We start from the raw sequence: 21,871 nt of genomic DNA, 5'->3' as shown, positions 1-21,871 counted from the left end.
CGCACTTTCCCGTACGTCGGATAAGAAGCGAAGATTGCCCGCCCGCCGACGAGCCCGGAAACCGATGGATGCACAACGCTGGAGCCTCGCGCGTGAATTGTTCGAGGCCGTGGTCGACGCACCGTCCGAGCTGTGGGAAGACCAGCTGCGGCAGCGCTGCCCTGCCGATGCCGCACTGCGTGCCGATGTGCTTGCCCTGTTGCAGGCCGATGCGGCGGCGGCGAGCGCGACCGCCATGCTGGAGCAGGCACCCGATATCGTCGCCGGGCTCGCGCAGGAACTGACCGGTCGCGGCTCCGCCGGCAGCGGCCCTGTTTGGGCAGGCGTCCGGCTCGGCCCGTTCCGCCTCATGCGCGAGATCGGCCGCGGCGGTATGGGTGCGGTCTGGCTGGCCGAGCGCGTCGACGGCGAATTCCGCCAGCAGGTCGCGATCAAGCTGATCCGCGGCGGCTGGGACGCGGCCGACACGCAGCAGCGTTTCCGCGCCGAACGGCAGATCCTCGCCGGCCTGCAGCACCCGAACATCGCCCATCTCGTCGACGGTGGGGTCACCGCGGACGGACGACCATGGCTTGCACTGGAATATGTCGCGGGGACCGATCTGCGCCAGTGGTGCGATACGCGCCAGCTCGACCTGCGCGAGCGCCTGGCACTGTTCCTGACTGTCTGCGATGCCGTGCAGCACGCGCACCAGCGTCTCATCGTGCACCGCGACCTGAAGCCGTCGAATATTCTGGTCAGCGAAGCCGGTGCCGTGAAACTGCTCGATTTCGGCATCGCCAAGCTGCTCGACACGGAAAACACCGCTGCCAGCGCGACGCGCATCTTCACGCCGGAATACGCCGCGCCGGAGCAGGTGCGCGGTGAGCCCGTGACGACGGGCGTCGACGTCTACGCGCTGGGATTGCTGCTGTACGAACTGCTCAGCGGACAGCGGCCGTACAAAGTGGAAAACTCCACGCCGGCCGCCTACGAGCGCGCGATCCTCGACCAGGAGCCGACGCGGCCTAGCCTCATCGTCACGCGCGATGCGAGCCAGGCCCACGCCATCGCCGCGAAACGCCACCTGACGCCGGAACGCCTGCGCCGCGAGCTGCGCGGTGATCTCGACGCGATCGTGCTCAAGGCGCTGCGCAAGGAGCCGGCGCTGCGCTATGCCAGCGTCGGCGAATTCGTCGCCGACCTGCAACGCTATCTGCGCCGCGAGCCGGTACAGGCGCGTCGTGGCAGCTGGCGCTATTCGGCAGCGCGCTTTCTGCAGCGCCACGCGGCGGCGGCCGTGTTCGGCGCCGTCGCGCTGCTTGCGCTGGTCGCTGGCCTGGGCACCGCGCTGTGGCAGGCGCAGGTCGCGCGCAGCGAACGCGACGCGGCACGCCAGGCGCTGGGCTTCATGACCACCCTGTTCGACAATGCTGATCCGGCGCGGCGCAAGGGCGAGCTGCTCAGCGTGCGCGACCTGCTCGACGCCGGTGTGCAGAACATGCGCGGCGCGCTCGCCGGGCAGGACCTCGCGCGCGCGCGGCTGCTCGTGACCATGGCGTCGGCCTACCTCGGACTCGGCCAGCCCGAACCCGCCGCGCCGCTGGTCGACGAGGCGCTCGTGATCGCGCGGGCACGCGGCGACCGCGTGCTCGAAGCGTCCGCCCTGATCCAGCAGTGCCGCGGGCTGGATCTCGGCAACGATTCCAGCGGCTGTCCGGCACTGCTCGACCGTGCCGAAAGCCTGCTCGATGCGCGCGATCCGGAACAGGCGCAGCTCATCGCCTATTCGCTCGCCCTGCGCGTCTACGGCCTGGAGCTGGACAACCGGTTCGAGGATATCGCGGCGGCCATGCGGCGCGGCCTGTCCCTGCTCGGCGACTCGCCCGAGCACCGGTTTCTGCGCGTGCAGCTCAGCGGCCATCTCGCGTATGCGTTGAGCAAGCAGGACCGGGCGTCGGAGGCCGAGGCTGTGCTGCGTCCGTTGCTGGATGGCTTGCGTGGCGACGCGACCGCCGAACGCGTGCTGCTGGCCGACGTACTGGGTACGCTCGCATCCGCCGTCGCCCGGCAAGGTCGCCATGAGGAAGCGGTAGGGCTGCGCCGCGAAGCGCTGACCGTGATGGAAGCGCTGTACGGCGCGAATGATCCGACGATCACCCACCAGCTCAACGGACTCGCCGTCGCGCTCAACTCGGCCGGGCGCAGTGACGAGGCACTGCCGCTGCTGGAGCGCACCGTCGCGCTGGATCGCAGCCGCGGCGAGGAGGGGACGCACGAGCTGGCCAGCGGCCTGTGCAATCTCGGCGCCGTGCTGCTCGGTAGCGGACGCGATGCCGAGGCGCGCGCGCATCTCGACGAAGCGGTCGCGGTGGCGCATCGCTCCGGCATCGTCGGCGAACTGGGCCGCTGCCTGCTCTGGCGCGCGAGCGCGGCGCTGATCGGCGGCGACGCGGCGACTGCCCGGCAGGATGCCGCGCGCGCGCGCGACGTGCTGGCGCCGACGCATGTACCCACGTCCGACCTCATGCTGCGTATCGGCAGTGTCGGTGTGGCGGCGCAGTGGCGCGCGCACGCGCCGGCCGCGCCCACCCGGGAATCCTGTGCCGAGGCCGCCGCGATACAGGCCGGTTTCGCGCAATCGGCCCAGCGCGACGGCGCGGACGCCAAGTTCGCCGAGTTTCTGGTCGGGCTGTGCGCCGCCGGGGAAAACCGGGTCGAGGGCGAGCGCGCACGCGACGCTCTGATCGCAGGCCTCGACCGCCGCGCGCACGATTACCGTGCGCGCATGGCCCAGGCCCTGCTCGGCGCGTGGCGGGCACGCTGAAACCATTCGTCACGTTGAGACGCGGCGCGCGCGGCGATGCTGCGCTAACGTGACTGGGCGATCGGCCGGACGGGGGGGTTCTCATGGACGCGCAACGCTGGCGCCGCGTACGCGAGCTGTTCGACCACACGATCGAGCTGCCTGAGGCACAGTGGGAGGCCGCGCTGGCACAGCAATGCGCCGACGACGAGGCGCTGCGTGCCGACGTGCTCGCGCTGCTGCGCGCCGATGCCGCCGCGAGCGGGCGTACCGAAATGCGCGCGCGAGCGCCCGATGTCGTCGCCCGACTGGCCGAACAGCTCGATGAGGCCGGCGCCGGCGCTCGCCCCGGCCTCGTGCTGGGCGCGTTCCGCCTGCTGCGCGAAATCGGCCGCGGCGGCATGGGTGCGGTATGGCTGGCCGAACGCGCCGACGGGGAATTCCGCCAGCAGGTCGCGATCAAGCTGATCCGCGGCGGCTGGGATGCCGATGAAACGCAGCAGCGCTTCCGCGCCGAGCGGCAGATCCTCGCCGGTCTGCAGCACCCGAACATCGCCCACCTCATCGACGGCGGCGTCACTGCGGATGGCCGGCCATGGCTCGCGCTGGAATACGTCGACGGCGTCGACCTGCGCGCCTGGTGCGACGCGCAGCAGCTCGATCTGCGCCAGCGCCTGCAGCTGTTCCTGACCGTCTGCGAAGCGGTGCAGCACGCGCACCAGCGCCTCGTCGTACACCGCGACCTCAAGCCGTCCAACCTCCTCGTCAGCCACGACGGCGTCGTGAAGCTGCTGGATTTCGGCATCGCCAAGCTGCTCGATGCGGATACCGCCGCGGTCAGCGCAACGCGGATCTTCACGCCGGAATACGCCGCGCCCGAACAGGTGCGCGGCGAGATCGTCACCACCGCGGTCGACATCTACGCGCTGGGATTGCTGCTGTACGAACTGCTCAGCGGGCAGCGGCCGTACAAAGTGGAACACTCCACGCCGGCCGCCTACGAGCGCGCGATCCTCGACCAGGAGCCGACACGGCCTAGCCTCATCGTCACGCGCGATGCGAGCCAGGCCCAGGCCATCGCCGCGAAACGCCACCTGACGCCGGAACGCCTGCGCCGCGAGCTGCGCGGTGATCTCGACGCCATCGTGCTCAAGGCGCTGCGCAAGGAGCCGGCGCTGCGCTACGCGAATGCCTCGGAGTTCGCCGCCGACGTGCAGCGCCACCTGCAGCGTCGCCCCGTGCTCGCGCGCCGCGGCGGCTGGCGCTACCGTGCTGCGCGTTTCGTGCGCCGGCATGCGCTCGCAGTGGGTCTTGCCGCGCTGTTGGTGTCGGCGCTGTGCGTCGGGTTGGCGCTCGTGCTGTACCAGGCGCAGAACGTGCGGCGCGAGGCGCAGAAATCGCGTCAGGTACTGGACTTCATGATCGGCGTATTCACGAGTGCCGACACAGGCAAGACCGGCGGCAAGGCGATCACCGCAATGGAGCTGCTCGATCAGGCGCGCGAACGCATCCGCACCGACGTCAAGGATTCGGCGCCGCGCAGCGAACTGCTGCTCGCGATGACGCGCGCCTACCGCGGCATCAGCAACGCCGTGGACACACTGCCGCTGACCGACGAAGCCGTGCAACTGCGCCGTGGCATGGACGATCCGCTGCTGCTGGCGCGCGCACTGGGTCTGCGCTCGGCCTCGCAGCAGGATCTCGGCAGGCACGACGACGCACTGAAATCGCTCGACGAAGCCGCCGCGCTGAATCTCGGCAGCGGTACCGAAGCGACGAAGACGCGCATCGAGCTGCAAAGCCGCCGCGCCAACGCGCTCATGAGCCTGGGCCGCGTGGTCGAGGCCGAACAGGCGTTCGGCGACGCCTACGCGCAACGCCGGCGCCTGCTCGGCGACGCCGATCCGCAAACCCAGGAGACCGGCATCCGCTGGGTGCGCGCCCTGCTCAACACCGACCAGTTCGCGCGCGGTCGCGAAGCGGTGCAGCCAATCGTCGACGCGCTGCGCAGGGGCGGTCCGCAGCGTGCGACCGAACTCGCCGGTGCGCTCGATGCACTCGGCGCCGGCTGGCGCCACGACGATCCCTGGCAGCACCTGCGCTACAGCCGCGAGGCGCTGGAACAGGAACGCCTGGCCTACGGCGATACGTCCACGCATACCGCCCTGCGCATGGGCAACCTCGCCGATCAGCTGATCGAGGTCGGCGAGTACGCCGAGGCGCTGCAATGGGGCGAGAAAGCGCTCGCGATCCGCCGCGCCACCGCAGCGGAGAACCCCGGCAGCGTCTACCACACGCTCGTGAGTGTCGCGACCGTGCGCCTGCGCAGCGGCGATCCCGCGCTTGCGCTGCCGCTGCTCGACGAAGCGATCGGGCTGCGCGACAAGGGCCAGCCCAAGCCGCCGCTGTCGGTGGCCTGGGCCATCGCCCTGCGCGGCCATGTGCGGTATCGCCTGGGACAGGCCGAGGCCGGCCGGGCCGATTTCGATCGCGCAGCGCTCGGCTTCGACGCCATGCCGGGCGGCACTTGGCGCGCCGCGACGTTGACGCTCGAACGCACCGTCGCCGAACTGCCGAATGTTCCGGATTACGACTGCACTGCCGTTGCCAGTGCGGCCGACGATGTCGCACGCGACCTCGGCACCACGCCGCTGCTCGCGCAGTTCGGCCGCGCCGCCGCCAGCGCCTGCCGCCTGCGCGGCGGCGACGCGAGTGCCGCGCAGGCACTGCGCGAATCCGCCGCGGCCCTGCGCGCGCGGCTGCCGGCGCAGGACGCGCGGCTGCGCTGGCTGGCGCAGTTCGAGACCTAGGGCGTTGATGTCGTGCGTTGCTTCAGGGGCGGCAGCACAGGCGCCTGCGCCACCACGCGCCGGTCAGGCTCGCCGCGCTACGGTCTTCTGGCAGACTCGCGCTGCGCTTCGTGGCTGGCCGCGCCGATGCGTCAGCCGCACGCTGCGCACGGTGTTGTCGATATCCATGGGTTTACAGAGCCACAAAGGAACGAATCATGCCGAACCGTTTCCGCGCCGCCGCGCCGAAAGTCCTGCTCGCCTGCCTGATCCTTGCCACCGCGGTGCCTTCCGCCGTTCACGCGCAAGAGGTGCCGGCCGGCAGCTACTGGCAGCAGATCGTCGCGCTGTTCGCGCGCTGGGGTGGACACGAAGCCACCCAGAACTGCATTCCTAGCGAAGTCGATTCGTGCGGCGTCCAGGAGCCGCAATAGTCCGGTGACAGTCCCGCCGCCCGGTTTCAGGCCGGGCGCGCGTACCGGTTCCACAGCAGATCGAACTGGCCGCCAAAACACCGCACGAGGTAGGCGTCCTCACTGACGACGAGGTTCTCGTCATTGACGTGGCTCGCGCTGCGGGTCCAGTTGAAGCTGCCGTTGGCGAGCAGGCGCGCGTCGAACAACGCGAACTTGTGGTGCATGTGCGCCGGACCCGTATCGAGCCGGATCTCGATGCCCGCGTGCGCGAGCCGCTCGACGTCGCTGCCATTGTCGAAGCGCTTGTCGTTGTCGGTAATGATGCGCACCTGCACACCGCGGCGATGCGCCTCGATCACCGCGTCGGAAAGGCGGTCGTCGGCCAGCGTGAATACGCAGATGTCGAGCTGCCGCCGCGAGTTGGCACACAGTTCGCGCAGCTTGCGCACACAGCTGTCGCCGGGCGCGAAGAATGCACTGTGCCCCGCCGCGGCCGCCGTCGCGGACAGGTCCAGCGTCTTGACGACCTGTTCAAGCCAGCGCAGCACGGTGAGCGCCTGAGCCGGCTGCGCCTGGATCTGCTCGCGGGCGATGGCGAAGGCCGTGTTGCGCAGGCGGCGGATCTGTTCGATCTCCGATTGCGCGCCGATCTCGCGCAGCTCGAAGCGTTCCTCGTTGTCGAGGCGGAAGTCCGCCGCGGCCGCGCGCAAGGTCTGGTCCAGCTGCTCAAAGTCCATCGAAGCCTCGCGCGCAGTCCGGCCCGGATTGTGGCAGCCGCGGCGGTTGCGTCAATCGCGCGCGGCCTGTCCGGGTCGGCCCCGGGCAGCGTGTCAGTCGCTCCTCGGAACGGCGTAGGTAGCAAGCGAGCCCTGGCCGCGCCACATCGGTGCAGCCGTATCCGGGCCGCTACTGCGAGAGAACCGTCATGCCGAACCGCGTCTTCCGTTTACTTGGCCGCCGCGCCGCGCCCTTCCTGCTGTGCCTCGGCTTTGCGTTGTCGCTGCCGCTCGGTGCCGCGGACCCGCAGGACGGCAATTTCGACCGCAGCTTCAACCGGGCGCCGAGCTGGAACGGCGCTCCGGGCTGGGCCACGATTCCGTTCGATCATCCCGGCCGTACGAGGCGCGATACGGCGCTGAGCGTGAGACTGCTGCTGGACGGATCGATGATCATCGGCGGGCTGGCCGGGCGCGAGCCTTTCGAGGACAACAACGGCCTGCTTGCGGCGGTGCGCCTCAATACCGACGGCACGCCGAGCAGTTTCTGGGCCAGTCCCGAAGACCTGCGCGGCGGCGCGCTTCCCGGGCGCATCACCTGGCCGTACATGTACGATTACTTCACCGCGACGCCGGCCGGCATGAACACCGGCGGCAATGAAGGCATCGGCTTCGCCGGATCGGGCCGCGTGACCACGGGCACCAATTTCAACAAGGCGAAATATTTCAGCGTGTCGCCGTCCGGTACCACGCTCAACGGCGGCCTGGGTACCTGCGAGCTGTATGCGGGCGGTGCGCTACGCAATTTCTACGCACTCGGCGCGAGCACGCGTTACTACGATTCGGCGGTGATCGCCGGCTATGTGCGTCGCTATGGCGACCAGGCGTACCTTGAAGCCAACTGCGAGCTATCGCGCAACCAGGTCAAGACGCAAACCGTGCCGAACACCTTGCCGGGCACACCGGCCGGCGTGATCGGCGCCGTCAGCGTGATGCCGCACTACGTCACTGCCGACGCTACGGTCTATTCGCGCCGCCTGTTTCGCAATTTCAACAGCGCCGCGGACAACGATGTGGAATTGTGCGAGCCCGGCTACAACTACACGGTCACGCCGCCGACGCCGTACACGAACTGCAGCGTATTCCAGCCGAATGTCGGTGGCCATCTCGACGATCTGCTGTTCAGCGTGGTACCGACCTACGGCAGCTTCACTACTGGCCTGATCGAGTCGCAGGCGGAATCCAGTCCCGGCGTCGGCGACGACCGCCGCGTGCTGACCATCGCGCGGCCGCGCGTCTACGGCGTCAATGCGACGGGTGACGTGTACGAACGCGATTCGCAGCAACGCAGTTACCAGCTCGGTGATGCGACGAGCCCGGCCTCGTCGCTTTCGTTCCATTCGCCGATCGGCGTCATCGACGGCCGCAACGGCACGACGCTCTGGGTAGTCATGGCCGTGCGGCCGTTCCCCGGCGCCAACGAGTTCCGGGAAATCGCGGTGGCGCGGTTCAAGTACTACGACCTGACGCTCGATACGCGCTTCAACAACGGCACGGGCTGGCGCCGCTACAGCCTTGGCGGCGCCGAAGTGATGCCCAATGCCGTCGTGCTCGACAACCAGGGCCGCCTAGTCATCGCCGGCACGCGGCGCTACAGCCCCGACACCGACGACTGGGACTTCTTCGTCATGCGCATCAACGACGATGTGCTGTTCGAGGACAGTTTCGGCGACTGAACGCGTCCGCGCCGTCTGAACGGGGGGGCGGGTTCACTTCGAGGAAAAGTGAACCTGACCCCCCCGTTGCTTTGCGCTGTCGATCCGTCACCCTGTCATTCGACGCGTATCGATACCAGCCCGACCGGCGTCGGAGCCGTGAACAGGAGCAAGACGCATGCAGCTCGAACCCGTCGCGCAGCGGTCATCTGACGACGCCAAAACCGGCCCGGCGTCGCTGTGGACCGAGCTGCGCCAGGCGATCCGCGGCTCCGACGCGGACTACACCCGGATTCCGCTACGGCGCGCGGTATTCCTCCTCGCCGTGCCCATGGTGCTGGAACTGGTGCTGGAGTCGACGTTCGCCGTCGTCGACATCTATTTCGTGGCCAAGCTCGGGCCATCGGCGGTGGCGACGGTGGGGCTGACCGAGAGCTTTCTGTTCCTGCTGTACGCGGTCGCCATGGGGCTGGCCATGGGCGTCACCGCAATCGTGGCACGTCGCATCGGCGAGGGCCGGCGCGACGAGGCGGCCGTCACTGCGGTACAGGCGATTCTGGTTGCGGTCCTGGTATCGGTGCCGCCGGCGGTCTTCGGCGTGGTTTACGCGCAGGATCTGCTGCGGCTGATGGGTGCGGATGCCTGGAGCCTGGAGCACGGCTACCGCTATACACAGTGGATGCTGGGCAGCAACGCGGTGATCATGTTGCTGTTCGTGATCAACGCGATCTTCCGCGGCGCCGGCGATGCGGCGATCGCCATGCGCGTACTGTGGCTGGCGAACGGCCTGAACATCCTGCTCTGCCCGCTGCTGATCTACGGCCTGGGGCCGATTCCGGCGCTGGGCATCGAAGGCGCGGCCATCGCGACCACCATCGGTCGCGGCGCGGGCGTGGCGTATCAGCTCTGGATGCTGTTGCGCGGCGGCAAGCACATCCGTGTGCTGGCAAGCCAGCTCGTCTGGCGCGGCGCATTGCTCTGGCACATCCTGCGCACCTCGCTCGGCGGCATCGGCCAGATGATCATCGCGATGACGTCGTGGATCTTCCTCATGCGCATTCTGGCCAGCATCGGCAATGAGGCCGTGGCCGGCGCCACGATCGCGATCCGCATCCTGATGTTCGTGCTGATGCCCGCCTGGGGCATGTCCAATGCCGCTGCGACCCTGGTCGGCCAGAGCCTGGGTGCCAACGCGGCGGACCGCGCAGAGGCCGCCGTGTGGCAGATAGGCTGGTACAACATGGCCTACCTCGTCGCGGTGTCGGTGGTCTTCTTCGTGTTCCCGCAGGCGCTGGTCGGATTCTTCACCGACGACGCCCAGGTCATCGCCATAGGCGCCGAATGGCTGCGCATACTGTCGTATTCGCTGTTCGTCTACGGCTGGTGGATGGTCGCCGTACAGGCCTTCAACGGCGCCGGCGACACGCTGACCCCGACCCGGATCAATGTCGTCTTTTTCTGGGCCATCCAGATCCCCCTGGCGTGGCTGCTCGCGCTGCATCTGGGTTGGCAGCACAGCGGCGTGTTCTGGGCAACTTTCGTCTCCGAAACCGCGGTAGGCCTGTTCACCTTGTGGCTGTTCAGCCGTGGGGGATGGAAGACGGCGAAGGTCTGAACTGTGGCCTCTCGTTGAGCCGCGACCGAAACGGGTCATGTTCACTTTGCGACAACAATGACAGGGAATCGGAGTCAGGAGACATGCAGCTGCCATTGCGATACAACGGCTATCGGCCGTTGGCATCAGTGCCATCGGCCGCGACTTCGGGGAAGAGCCATGTCCAGTCCGCTGTTTGCAACTACCGGCCGTGTTCTGTTTTGCTGCAGTGCTGCGTTTTCGCTGCCGCTGATGGCGCAGGAAAGCCCTCTGGACCGCAGCTTCAACGCGGACCACTACTGGAGCGGCGGGCCGGGCTGGGCGACGATTCCGTTCGATCACCCTGGACGTAGCGCGCACGACGCGGCGATGTCGATGTTTACGCGAAGCGACGGCACGATGATCATCGCAGGCCTTGCCGGGCGCGACAGCGCCGCGGGAAACAGCGGACTGCTCGCTGCCGTGAGCCTGAACACCAATGGCTCGGCGAACAGCAACTGGTCCAGCGCCGCAGATCTGCGCGGCGGCGCACTTACCGGCCGCATCACGTGGTCGCATCTGGATGATCAGGTCCATGCGGCGCCAATCTTCGATGCGTCCGCCGAACCCGATATTGTTTTTTCGGGATCGGGGCGCGTGGGAACGGCTACCCTCGTCAACCAAGCCAAGTACTTCAGCGTGACGTCCCGCGGTAGGACGATCACCGGCGGCCTCGGCATCTGCGAACTTCACGCCGGAGGCGCGGCGCGTGACTTCCACGCGCTCGGTCTGCGGATGCGCAACGATGTGGCCACTCTGGCGGGCTATGTAAGGCGCAGTTCGGATGGCGCGTATCTACCGGCAGCCTGCGACCTGTCTGGCGGCGTGAACAAGACGCAGACCGTATCGGATTCGCTACCGGGTTTTCCGACCGGCACGATCGGCGCTCTCGGCGTGGCGCCGCACTATTCCAGCTGGAACTTCCCGGTGATCTATTCGCGGCGCCTTATCCGCACGGTATCCGGCATCACAAACCAGGATGCGATTCTCTGCAATCCGGGCGCAGGACAGTACTACCCGAGCACGTATGACAACTGCGCCGTGTTCCAGCCCAATATCGGCGGACACCTCGACGATGTGCTGCACAGCGTCAAGATCAGCGGGATCACCACGGTTACGGGTCTGATCGAGTCGCAGGCGCAGTCCAGTCCCGGCGTCGGTAGCGACCGCACGGTGCTGACTATCGCCCGGCCGCCGTACTACAACGTCGAGTGGAATGGGATCGCGACCAGTCGTCCGGCCCAGCAGCAGACCTTCTCGCTGAGCGATGCAACCAGCCCGTCGGCGTCGCTGTCGTTTCACTACCCGCGTGCGGTTGACGACTACCGCAATGGCGGCACGCTGTGGGTGGTCATGGCCCTGCGTCCGTTCCCGGGTCCGGACGAATTCCGTGAAATCGCGGTCGCCCGCTTCACGTTCGCCGACCTGACGCTCGACACCACTTTCGGCGGCGGTACGGGCTGGCGCCGCTACAGCCTCGGCGGTGCGGAAGTCATGCCGAGCGCGGTCGATCTCGACAACCAGGGCCGTCTCGTCATTGCCGGCAGCCGGCGCCAGAGTCCCGATAGCGACAACTGGGACTTCTTCGTCATGCGCATCAACGACGATGCGATTTTCGACGACGGCTTCTCCGGCTGAGCACCGCTACGAGCGCCGGTTCGCACTCCAGAAGCAGATCGTGCCGGCGATCAGCGCGAACCATGCCGTCGCCGGCACGCCGAACAGTCGCGCCGCGGCGGTGTCGAGCGCGTACAGCAGTACCGCCGACAGTATCAGCGTGGCACCGAGTGCCAGCGGCACGATCTGCGAGCGACTGGCGCTGGCATCCGCGTGCAGGTTGCGCAGGTCTTCGGAATGCACGCGCATCTCGATGCCGCCGCGGCTGGCTTTCTGCAGATAATCGTGCAGCAGCTGCGGCATGTCCGGCGCAGCGGCCAGCCATTCGGGTACGCGCCGGCGCAGCGCTTTCCACAATGCGGCCGGGCCGGTGCGGTCTCGCCACAGCCGCTCCAGCACGGGCTTGGCCACGGCCCAGATGTCGATCTTCGGGTCGAGCTGGCGGCCGATGCCTTCGATGTTGAGCAGGGTCTTCTGCAGCAGGATCAGCTGTGGCTGCAGCGTCAGCTCATAGCGGCGCGCGGTCTGGAACAGCTTGATCAGCACCTCGGCCAGCGAGATTTCGCTCAAGGGTCGCGTGAAATACGGTTCGCACACGGCACGCGTCGCGGCTTCGAGCTCATCGAGCCGTGTCGTCGCCGGCATCCAGCCCGCCTGCACATGCAGCTGCGCGATGCGCCGATAGTCCTGGTTGAACAGCGCGATGAAGTTCTCGGCGAGCCAATACTGGTCGGCTTCCGGCAGCGAACCCATGATGCCGAAGTCGATCGCGATGAAGCGCGGTTCGGACGGCCGGGTCGGATCGATCCAGATGTTGCCGGCATGTGCGTCGGCGTGGAAGAAATTGTCGCGGAACACCTGGGTGTAGAACAGCTGCACGCCCTTCTGCGCGACCTTGACGCGATCGATGCCGGCGGCGTCGAGTGCGGCGATGTCGTCGGCCGGGATGCCACGCACGCGTTCGAGCGTCAGCACGGTTTCGCGCGAGTGGCTCCAGTGCACTTCGGGCACGTAGAGGTCGGGCGAGTCGCGGAAATTGCGCCGCAGCAGGCAGGCGTTGGCACCTTCGCGCTGCAGGTCCAGTTCGTTGAAGAGGGTCATCTCGATCTCGGCCACGACTTCGCGCGGCCGGATCTTGTCGGCGTTCGGATGAAAGCGTTCGGCCAGGCGCGCAAAATCGCGCAGCAGCGACATGTCGCCGGCGATGCGCCTGCGCACATCGGGGCGCAGCACCTTGACCACGACCTCGCGGCCGTCATGCAGCAGCGCCGCGTGCACCTGTGCGATCGAGGCCGAAGCCAGCGGCGTTTCGTCGAAGGCCGCGTACAGCTGCGCGATCGGCGCACCGAGTGCGCGTTCGACCGCGGCACGGGCCTCGCTGCCGGGAAACGGCGGAACCTGATCCTGCAGCAGCGTGAGTTCGTCGGCGATGTCGGTCGGCAGCAGATCGCGCCGCGTCGACAGGATCTGACCGAACTTCACGAAGATCGGTCCGAGCTCCGCCAGCGCCATGCGCAGGCGTGCGCCGCGGCTCAATGTCCCGATGTCGGCGTGCGGCCGGCCGAACAGGCCGCGTACCCATTTCAGCGGCCGGAACAGGTGTACCGCCTCGACGAGCTCGTCGAGGCGGTAGCGCAGCAGTACGCGGGCGATGCCGATCAGGCGCGGGACACTGGTCAGCGGCGTCATGCGCGCTTGCCCGCCGCGGTGGCGAGCCGTGCGATGCGCGCTTCGAGGCGCTCGCCGCGCTCGCGCAGCGCGTCGACGTCATCGAGGAATTCGTCCATTTCACCCGGGGCGATGAGGTCGCGGCTTTCTTCGCGCAGGTAGTCGGCGCCGTCGCGCACGAGCGCCTCACCGCGTTCGCGCGCGAAGCGCAGGCCGGTGGCGAAACCCTGCGCGATCTTCACGCCGAGCACGTCGCCGAACACGCGCGTGAAGGCTTCTTCGAAATCGGGACGATAGCCGCTGGCGATTTTTTCCAGCCGCCGCGCGAGTTCCGCGTCGCCGGCGATCTCGACCTTGCCCGGCGCGAGTGCGGTGTCGTCGCCGCGGCGCAGCAGCATCGCGACCAGGCTGCCCGGCGTGGCCGCCACGCGAAGCGCACTGTCGCCGACGAAGGCCGGTCCGACTTCCAGTGTCTCGCCGCTGACGATCAGACGCAGCGCGAGCGGCGTGTTCCTGAATTCGATGCTGAGCGCGCGGCCGTCGAGGCGCCTGAGCTGGCTGCGCGTGTCCGCATCCAGCGCGAGGGCGCGGTTCAGCGCCGCCTGGAGCAGGCGGCCGAGCAGGGACAACAACGGGTTGGGTGTGCGCGGGGTATTCATCGGGGAGCGATTCTACGTGAGCCTGTCGGCCCCCGCGCTGGCGCCCGGTGCGGCAATAGCGCGCTGCAGCCGCTCGATGTGGGCGGCCAGCGCGCTACGCAGTTCGTCCGGCAGCACGATGTCGAACTCGAACGGCAGGCGCGCGAGCTGCCGTGCGAACCAGTCCAGGCTGTCGGTGCGCGTGCGCAGCAGCACACCGTCGCTGCGCGCCTCGAACACGCCGATGCAGCTGAGCTGTTCGGCCTGCACGCCGGCGAGATCGGTGCGCAACAGCACCTCGACGGCGATGGCGCGCGGCAGGCTGGCGAGGCTGAGTTCCAGCTGCGCGGCGGCGTCGAAATTCGCCGGACGGCCAAAGCTCTGGTCCAGCGGCGTGACCTCGACGATGCGATCCAGGCGGAACGAGCGCAGGTCGCGGCGCAGGTGGCAGTGGCCCAGCACATACCAGCGGCCGCTGCGCCAGGTCAGGCCGTAGGCGTCGAAATCGCGCCGGCTCGTGGCGCCGTCCGCGGCGCGATAGTCCAGGCGCACGCGGCGCTGGCTCTGCGCGGCTGCGCTCAGCTGCAGCAGGGCCTCGCCGTCGGTGACGGTCGGCGCATGGCTCAGGTCCAGTGTCACGGTCTCGGCCACGGCACGCACGCGGCGCTGCAGCGCGGCTGGCATCACGCGTTCGATCTTGGCCAGTGCGCTGGCCACCGCCGGCGCCGCATCGGCCAGGCCGAGGCTGCGCGCAGCGAGCAGGCCCAGCGACAGGGCCAGGGCCTCGTCGTCGCCGAACATCAGCGGCGGCAGCTTGAAGCCCGGCACCAGCGAATACGCGCCGTAGCGGCCGCGTTCGGCCGTGATCGGAATACCGATGTCTTCCAGTACGCGGATGTAGCGCCGTGTCGTGCGCACGTCGACCTGCAGCCGCTGCGCCAGTTCGCTGCCGCTCAGGCGGCCGTGCACCTGCAGCAGTTCCAGCACGGTCAGCACGCGGGAGGCGGGATGGCTCATGCGCCCAAGGATAGTTCGAATGAGGGCGGGAACCGCCCTCATTCGATTCCAGGCTGCGCGGGTTCAACGGCAAAGGGAATGGCAATGGCGATCCGAACGATGGCAGGGGCGACCGGGACGGCGGCGGCGACGGCCGTCGTGCTGGAACAGGAAAGCGATGTGCGCGATGGTCCGGCCCCAATGCCGGATGCCGGATACCGGCGGCTGCGCACGGGCGCAGCGCGCGAACGCAGCGGCGGCGTGACGCGGTCGGCGCGGCCGTGGCCGTCTCATGTATTGCGCGCGGCCGCGCCGGATTCCGACTCCGTGACGGCCGATACGGACTTCCCATGCAGACGCTGAGCCAGCTGTGGCTGTTCTTCCTCGTCGTGTTCGCCGTGGTGCTGCTGCCGGGCATGGACATGGCCTATGTGGCCGGCAGCTCGCTGGCCGGCGGACGCCGTCAGGGCCTGCTCGCCCTGAGTGGCATCGTTGCCGGTGGCGTGTTCCATGTGCTGGCTGCGGCGCTCGGCGTGGGCCTGCTGCTGCAGCTCGTGCCCGGCCTGTTCAATGCGGTGCTGCTGGCTGGTGCGGGCTACCTCGGCTGGATCGCGTGGTCGCTGCTGCGCAGCCGCAGCGCCGCGGCGCTGCAGGCCAATGCGCCGGCGCTGTCGCCGGCCGAGGCGGTGCTGCGCGGCGCGCTGACCTCGCTGCTCAATCCCAAGGCCTACCTGTTCATGCTCGCGATCTTTCCGCAGTTCATCGATCCGCAGCGCGGGCCGGTGTGGCTGCAGGCGCTGGTGCTGTGGCTGATCATCGCGGTCACCCAGATGGCGGTGTACGGACCGCTTGCACTGGCCGCCGCCGGCGCGCGGCAGTGGCTCGCCCGGCGACCGACGGCGGGGCTGATGCTCAATCGCGGCGTGGGTGCGGTACTGCTGCTGACGGCGCTGTGGACCGCCGCGGCGGGCTGGCGTGCGGGCTAGGTCTCTCTTTCGGGGTCCGGTGCGCTTGCCCGCGCGTCGGCCGCGCTGATTGTCAGATCACGCAGCAGCAGCCAGATCTCAATGCCCGGCTTGGCCGCGCGCGCGCCTTTCCAGGCCTTGCGCGGACCCTGCAAGTGCAGTTCCAGCGCGACCATCCCGTCACGCTGCAGCGCGGCCGGCAACACGACGCGCGTGTGTGTCAGCCGCGGCTGGTCGCCGACGCGCCAGTGAGCCAGCGTCACGCCGCGCGATGTCAGCGTGACGCTCGCGCCCGGGGCCGGCACGTAGGCATCGAGCGTGAAATCCAGGCGCAGGTCGCGCCGTGTCACGACCGGCAGCAGCAGCTGCGCCGGCGATCGCACGAGCGAGGCGCCATCTGGACCCGCCGGCCACCAGCCGGCGCCGAGATAGCCGCATTCCGCGTTGCCGGTGTGAAAGACCATGCGCTGCGGCAACGTGGAGATCGGGTGCGCAGCGGCATGGTCGAGCGCCCGCGCTTCCTCCACCGCATCGAGGAAATTGCGGCTGTCGCGGCGGAACACGATGAAGGCGCCAATGTACAGAAGTCCCAAAGAAAACAACGCAGACAGCAGCAGCCAGCGACGCCAGGCGGGAGTCGTCTTCATATGCTGACCAGCGCCCCGAGGATCCAGCTCACCATGAGCCACCCGTTGAGCAGCGCGAAGCAGCCGACCGTGGTCGCCAGCGCCAGCGGCCGGTGTTCGAGTTCGCGCGCGAGCGCGATCCAGACCGGGAACAGCACGATGCAGTAGCGCAGCAGCGAATTGGGGATCTGGCCGCTCCAGAGCAGGCAGAGGATAGCCGCGACCAGAAAGAATTCCTCGTACTGGCGCCGGCGCAGCAGCAACAGCGACAGTGCGCCGACACTCAGGCTGCTGATTGCCCAGAAGCGTGCCAGGGCATTGCCGTCGAGATGTCGTGCGAGGTTCTTCCACGGCGCCGCCGAGCGCCACTGCCAGCCCTGTTCGACGCTGCTCATCTGTGCGAATGCATCGCCCGTGCTGTAGTAGCACCAGGCCCAGAACGCGAAGAGACCCAGCGGCGCCAGCACGACGGGCACGAACATTTCGGGCCGCTGCCACGGCTGGACCAGCGCGCGCCAGCCGAACTGGCGCAGGATCAGGGCCAGCGCGAACACGAGAAAGAACACGCCGTTCGCGCGCACGCCCGACAGCGCGGCTGCGGCGATGCCGGCGGCCAGATACTGCTCCCGCCGCATGTGATACATGGCGGCGGCCAGCAGCAGCAGGAACAGGCTTTCGGTGTAGCCGGCCGAGAACACGAAGCCCTGCGGCACGAAACAGAGCAGTGCGACGGCGATCAGGCTCGCGCCCGTCGACAGGCCGAGCAGGCGCGCATAGCGTTGCACGTAGAACAGTGCTGCGAGGAAGCACAGGTTGGCCAGCCAGACCAGCGCGCCGACAGGACTCAGGCCCAACCCGGTCAGGGCGCGCGCGAGCAGCGGAAACACCGGGAAGAACGCATAGCTGGTCTTGCCGGACGCGCCGTCGGCGCTGCCCGTCGTATAGCCCTGGGTGACGAGCGACAGGTACCAGTCGCAATCCCAGCGGCAGAACATGCGCGCGAGCGGTTCGGCGACACCGTCGCCGACGGTCTGCCGTGCCATTACACCCACTACGACGAGCATCAGCCGGGATGCCAGGTACAGCGCGAGGATCGCGAGCGCGGTGCGCCAGAATTTTTCCGGCGGCGCAACCATGGTCACGATGTCGCGTCGGGCCGCGGCGCGGTGACGATCTCGCGCACGATGTACAGCGGGCGTCGCTTGGCCTCCATGAACATGCGGCCGACGTATTCGCCGAGTATACCCAGGCACAGCAGCTGCACGCCGGCGAACAGCGCGACCAGCACGATGAGGCTGGCCCAGCCGCGCACCACGTCGAAAAACAGCCACGACACGAGCCCGTAGCCCATCGTGCCGAGCGCGATGCCGAAGCACAGTAGCGCTGCCCACATGCTGATGCGCAGTGGCACGACCGAGAAGCCCGTGATCGCATCCACGGCCAGACGCAGCATTTTACGCAACGGATACTTGGTGACACCGGCGAAGCGCTCGGCGCGCGCATACGGGAACGCGACCTGACGGAAGCCGAGCCAGGCGACCAGCCCGCGTACGAAGCGGTGCTGTTCGGGCAGGGCGAGCAGCGCGTCCAGCACCGGCCGCGTGACCAGGCGGAAATCGCCGACATTCTCCGGAATGTCGACATCGGTGAGTGTGTTGAGCAGGCGATAGAACAGGCTTGCGCTGCCGGTCTTGAACGCGGTCTCGCCTTGGCGTTCGGTGCGCTGGCCGTAGACCACGTCCGCGCCCTGGTCCATCACCGCCAGCATCGGCGCCAGCAGTTCCGGCGGATCCTGCAGGTCCGCGTCGATCATGAGGATCCGCTCGCCACGGCACAGCTGCAGCCCCGCGCTCAGCGCGAGCTGATGGCCGAAATTGCGCGACAGCGACACCGCGACCAGATGCCCATCGGCCGCGGCAAAGGCCTGCAGCAAAGGCCAGGTCCGGTCGCGCGAACCGTCGTCGACGAAGACGATCTCGTAGTCCGTGCCGACCGCTGCGGTACACGCGCCGGTGAGCCGGCGCACGGTCTCGGCCAGTACCTCTTCCTCGTTGAAACACGGCACGACGACGCTGACGCGGGGGCGCGGGCGGTCATCGCGGGGCAGGTCGGTCGCGATCATGGAGTCCCGGGATTGCCTGCGAATGGCTTCGTATTGTGTCGCAGCCGTGCCGGTCTGGCGACTCTACGCCGCGCCCTGGCGCGTTTCGCCTCAGCCTTTGCGCTGTTGCATGCGCTGGCGTGCGAGCTGCTCGCCGACGCGCGCAAGCCCTTCGTTCGTGCTGACCCGCGGCGCGTAGCCGAGGTCGCGCCGCGCGGCGGCGATGTTGAACCAGTGCGCGGTGGACAATTGCTCGACGATGAAGCGCGTCAGCGGCGGCTCGGACTTCAGGCGCAGCAATGTCCAGACGCGTTCCATCCAGGTGCCGGCGAAGCGCGCGAAATCGACCGAGATGCGGCGTGTCTCTGCGGGAAGGCCGGCAGCCTTGAGCAAGGCGTTGATCATCGCGTCCTGGTTGACCGGCTCGCCCTGGGTGATGAAATACGCCTTGCCAGCGATGGCCGAGCCGATCTCCAGCTTTTCCAGCGCCAGCACGTGCGCTTCGGCGGCGTTGTCCACATAGACGGTGTCGATCTTCTTCGGCGTATCGCCGATATGGCGCAGGCGGCCCTTGCCGGCGCGATCGAGGATGCGTGGCAGCAGGTGCGGGTCCCCGGGGCCCCAGATCAGGTGCGGTCGCAGCGCGACGGTCGCGAGCTGCGCCGAATTCGCCGCGATCACACGCTGTTCCGCGCGTGCCTTGGTCTGCGGATACGGCGCGAGGAAATGCGTCGCGTAAGGCACCGACTCGTTGACGCCGTTGAGGTCCTGGCCGCTGTGCACGACGCTGGGGCTCGAGGTGTAGACCAGACGTGGGATGCGGTGGATCTCGCAGGCGGCGAGTACATTGTCGGTACCGCGCACGTTGATCTCGTAGTACTCGGTCAGCGAACCCCAGGCGCCGGCCTTGGCCGCCGTGTGCACGATCGCGTCGCAGCCTTCGGCCGCGGCGGCGATGAGATCGAGGTTGCGCAGGTCGCCCAGGTGCTGCTCGACGCCGAGCGCCTTGAGCTCGGGATACTCGCCGCGGTTGAACGCGCGCACTTCATGGTTGCGCGCGACGAGCTGCTTGCAGATCGCCTTGCCAAGGAAGCCGCCGCCGCCGGTTACGAGTATTTTCATGCTGCCATCCCCGAATCGATGCTGTGGCGGTCAGGCCGCGAACGACTACCGTAGCCCGGATGCCGCCGCCGCGAAATCCTGGCGGGCCCGCGTTGTGACGCAGGCCCGCCTGTGCGAGTCGCGTTGTACTGCAGTGCCGTGCTCAGGGCACCTCGGCGAGATACGTGTACCCCGTCAGCCCGGCCTCCAGCACTGCCTCGAACCGCTGCGCCGTTTCGTCGCTGAGGCCAGCCGCGGCAATCTTGTCGCGATAGGCCTGGCGCAGCACGCCAAGGTCGTAGCCGACATAATCGAGCATGATGTCGCAGGAGTCGCCGCGCTTGAATTGCGACAGCTGCGCCGTGCCGTCGGCGCCGACGTGCACGCTGACCGCGTCGGTATCGCCGAACAGGTTGTGGATGTCGCCAAGTGTCTCCTGGTACGCGCCGACCATGAAGATGCCGAGGCGGTAAGACTCGCCGGCACGCAGTTCATGCAGCGGCAGGCTCACGTCGAGGCCGTCCTCTTCCACGTACTGGTCGATGCGGCCGTCCGAGTCGCAGGTCAGGTCGCCGATCACGCCGCGGCGCGTGGGTTCCTCGTCCAGCCGCGTCAGCGGCACGATCGGGAAGACCTGATCGATGGCCCAGACGTCGGGAATCGACTCGAACACCGAGAAGTTGACGAAATACTTGTCGACGAGGCGCAGATCGAGTTCGTCGATGGCCTGGCGGTGCGCGCGTTCCTCCGGCTTGAGGCGCGCGCGCACGACGTTGACGATGGCGTAGAACAGGTCGTCGAGCCGCGCGCGGTCGGCCAGCGAGAGCTGGCCCAGCGCGTACAGGGTCTGCCCTTCGGCGACGTGGTGCTGGGCTTCCTGGTAGAGCTCCAGCAGCGGGCGCTCGTCGAGTTCGGCGTGGATCTCGCGCAGGTGGCGCAGCACGGCCGGTTCGTTCGCGCGTTCCGGCGGAATCGCGCCGACGGGCGCCTGTTCGACTTCGCTGACGTTGACGATGAGCACGGCGTGGTGCGCCGTCATCGCGCGGCCCGCCTCGGTGATCACGTGCGGTGCCTTGAGGCCGTGCTCGGTGCAGGCTTCCGCCAGCGGCTGCACGATCGTGGCGGCGTACTGCTCCAGGCCGTAGTTGATCGAGCAGAACGAACGCGAGCGCGAGCCCTCGTAGTCGACGCCGAGGCCGCCGCCGACGTCCATTGTGGCGATCGGCAGTCCCATCTTGGACAGTTCCACAAAATATCGTACGGCCTCGCGCATGCCAGCGGCGATGTCGCGCACGTTGGAAAGCTGCGAGCCCATGTGGAAGTGCAGCAGCTTGAGCGTATGGTCGAGCTTGTGCGTGCGCAGCTCCTCGACGAGGTCCAGCACCTGGCGCGGGGTCAGGCCGAACTTGGCCTTGTCGCCGCCGGTGTTCTGCCATTTGCCGGCACCGAGTGTGGCCAGACGCATGCGCACGCCGAGTAGCGGCTCGACGCCGAGCGCGCGCGACTCCTCGATGACGTGGCCGAGTTCCGACGGCTTCTCGATGACGATGAAGATCTCCAGCCCGAGGCGGCGGCCGATCAGGGCGAGGCGGATGTATTCACGATCCTTGTAGCCGTTGCAGATCACGGTGCTGCCGGGCTTGGCCAGCGCGAGCACGGCCATGAGTTCGGGCTTGGAGCCCGCTTCGAGTCCGAAACCGCGGTCGCCCTGTGCGGCGAGTTCGCCGGCGACGCCCCGCTGCTGGTTGGTCTTGATCGGGAACACGGCCGTATAGCCACCGGTGTAGTCCCAGTCCGCCATGACCGTGGCGAAGGCCGCCTGCAGGCGGGCGCGACGGTGATGGAGGATGTCGGAGAAGCGCACCAGCAGCGGCAGGCGCGATCCGTGCGACTGCGCTTGCGCGACGACCTCGTCCAGCGCCAGCGCCGGTCCGTCGGGTCCTTGCGGCTGTGCGGTGATGCGGCCCTGCGCATCGACATCGAAATAGTTCTCGCCCCAATAGGGCACGGCGTAGCGCTGGCGCGCCTGTTCTACGTTCCACGCATTCGTCATTGACGCGGTTCCTCGACTGTCCGAAAGCGACGTCGCAGCGGCGGGCCTGGAC

The 21,871-nt window shown here is 68.2% G+C and carries 16 protein-coding genes; 7 read left to right on the top strand and 9 right to left on the bottom strand.

Going from position 1 to position 21,871, the window contains the following annotated elements; genetic code table 11:
- The first annotated feature begins 64 nt into the window (after positions 1 to 64).
- The 3 genes from RUU78_RS17685 (at position 65) to RUU78_RS17675 (ending at position 6,008) form a co-directional block, all read left to right on the top strand.
- On the top strand, positions 65 to 2,806 hold the full coding sequence (locus tag RUU78_RS17685; protein WP_313918786.1) for a serine/threonine-protein kinase: 2,742 nt from the start codon (positions 65 to 67) through the stop codon (positions 2,804 to 2,806).
- Positions 2,807 to 2,889: 83 nt separating this feature from the next.
- A complete protein-coding gene (locus RUU78_RS17680) occupies positions 2,890 to 5,595 on the top strand; it encodes a serine/threonine-protein kinase (protein WP_313918785.1) in 2,706 nt (901 codons plus the stop codon).
- Between the two features lie 197 nt (positions 5,596 to 5,792).
- Complete coding sequence (locus RUU78_RS17675; RefSeq protein WP_313918784.1) at positions 5,793 to 6,008, top strand: hypothetical protein; 216 nt, start codon at positions 5,793 to 5,795, stop codon at positions 6,006 to 6,008.
- 26 nt (positions 6,009 to 6,034) lie between these two features.
- On the opposite strand, the gene RUU78_RS17670 is transcribed toward RUU78_RS17675, so the two are convergent.
- Positions 6,035 to 6,727, bottom strand: coding sequence for a phospholipase D-like domain-containing protein (locus tag RUU78_RS17670; protein WP_313918783.1), 693 nt, complete (start codon positions 6,725 to 6,727; stop codon positions 6,035 to 6,037).
- Between the two features lie 188 nt (positions 6,728 to 6,915).
- Here RUU78_RS17670 and RUU78_RS17665 point away from each other — a divergent pair, with 188 nt between their 5' ends.
- From RUU78_RS17665 to RUU78_RS17655, 3 genes are all read left to right on the top strand, one after another.
- Complete coding sequence (locus tag RUU78_RS17665) at positions 6,916 to 8,442, top strand: hypothetical protein (RefSeq protein ID WP_313918782.1); 1,527 nt, start codon at positions 6,916 to 6,918, stop codon at positions 8,440 to 8,442.
- Positions 8,443 to 8,599: 157 nt separating this feature from the next.
- On the top strand, positions 8,600 to 10,036 hold the full coding sequence (locus tag RUU78_RS17660) for an MATE family efflux transporter (protein WP_313918781.1): 1,437 nt from the start codon (positions 8,600 to 8,602) through the stop codon (positions 10,034 to 10,036).
- A 159-nt stretch (positions 10,037 to 10,195) separates the two neighbouring features.
- Positions 10,196 to 11,692 (top strand): hypothetical protein, encoded by a 1,497-nt coding sequence (locus RUU78_RS17655; protein WP_313918780.1) that lies wholly within the window; start codon positions 10,196 to 10,198, stop codon positions 11,690 to 11,692.
- A 6-nt stretch (positions 11,693 to 11,698) separates the two neighbouring features.
- Here the strand turns inward: RUU78_RS17655 and ubiB are convergent, their stop codons facing one another.
- The 3 genes from ubiB to RUU78_RS17640 are packed head-to-tail and all read right to left on the bottom strand — an operon-like array spanning position 11,699 to position 14,994.
- Positions 11,699 to 13,360, bottom strand: coding sequence for a ubiquinone biosynthesis regulatory protein kinase UbiB (gene ubiB / locus RUU78_RS17650; protein WP_313918779.1), 1,662 nt, complete (start codon positions 13,358 to 13,360; stop codon positions 11,699 to 11,701).
- On the bottom strand, positions 13,357 to 13,998 hold the full coding sequence (locus RUU78_RS17645) for an SCP2 sterol-binding domain-containing protein (RefSeq protein ID WP_313918778.1): 642 nt from the start codon (positions 13,996 to 13,998) through the stop codon (positions 13,357 to 13,359). The genes ubiB and RUU78_RS17645 overlap by 4 nt, the downstream gene beginning before the upstream one ends.
- A gap of 12 nt (positions 13,999 to 14,010) precedes the next feature.
- Positions 14,011 to 14,994, bottom strand: a complete 984-nt coding sequence (locus tag RUU78_RS17640; RefSeq protein WP_313918777.1) for a YafY family protein — start codon at positions 14,992 to 14,994, stop codon at positions 14,011 to 14,013.
- A 329-nt stretch (positions 14,995 to 15,323) separates the two neighbouring features.
- Between RUU78_RS17640 and RUU78_RS17635 the strand changes: the two genes are divergently transcribed.
- Positions 15,324 to 15,959 (top strand): LysE family translocator, encoded by a 636-nt coding sequence (locus tag RUU78_RS17635; RefSeq protein ID WP_313918776.1) that lies wholly within the window; start codon positions 15,324 to 15,326, stop codon positions 15,957 to 15,959.
- On the opposite strand, the gene RUU78_RS17630 is transcribed toward RUU78_RS17635, so the two are convergent.
- The 5 genes from RUU78_RS17630 to speA all read right to left on the bottom strand — a co-directional run bounded on the left by RUU78_RS17630 (position 15,956) and on the right by speA (position 21,819).
- Positions 15,956 to 16,585, bottom strand: a complete 630-nt coding sequence (locus RUU78_RS17630; protein WP_313918775.1) for a hypothetical protein — start codon at positions 16,583 to 16,585, stop codon at positions 15,956 to 15,958. The two genes, RUU78_RS17635 and RUU78_RS17630, sit on opposite strands and share 4 nt — an antisense overlap.
- Entirely contained in the window at positions 16,582 to 17,700 is a 1,119-nt protein-coding gene (locus tag RUU78_RS17625; protein ID WP_313918812.1) for a mannosyltransferase family protein, read from the bottom strand. The genes RUU78_RS17630 and RUU78_RS17625 overlap by 4 nt, the downstream gene beginning before the upstream one ends.
- Positions 17,701 to 17,702: 2 nt before the next feature.
- Positions 17,703 to 18,686: a glycosyltransferase family 2 protein gene (locus RUU78_RS17620; protein ID WP_313918774.1), complete on the bottom strand. Its 984-nt coding sequence runs from the start codon at positions 18,684 to 18,686 to the stop codon at positions 17,703 to 17,705.
- A 90-nt stretch (positions 18,687 to 18,776) separates the two neighbouring features.
- Positions 18,777 to 19,787 carry an NAD-dependent epimerase/dehydratase family protein gene (locus RUU78_RS17615; protein WP_313918773.1) on the bottom strand — a complete coding sequence of 337 codons (1,011 nt, stop codon included), beginning with the start codon at positions 19,785 to 19,787 and terminating at the stop codon, positions 18,777 to 18,779.
- Between the two features lie 142 nt (positions 19,788 to 19,929).
- Positions 19,930 to 21,819: an arginine decarboxylase gene (gene speA / locus RUU78_RS17610; RefSeq protein WP_313918772.1), complete on the bottom strand. Its 1,890-nt coding sequence runs from the start codon at positions 21,817 to 21,819 to the stop codon at positions 19,930 to 19,932.
- Positions 21,820 to 21,871 lie beyond the last annotated feature (52 nt).

The sequence above is a fragment of the Tahibacter sp. genome (assembly GCF_032229445.1).
Taxonomy (GTDB): Bacteria; Pseudomonadota; Gammaproteobacteria; order Xanthomonadales; family Rhodanobacteraceae; genus Tahibacter.
Note: the sequence above shows the minus strand (reverse complement) of the source record. Positions and strands in the feature narration are given on the sequence as shown.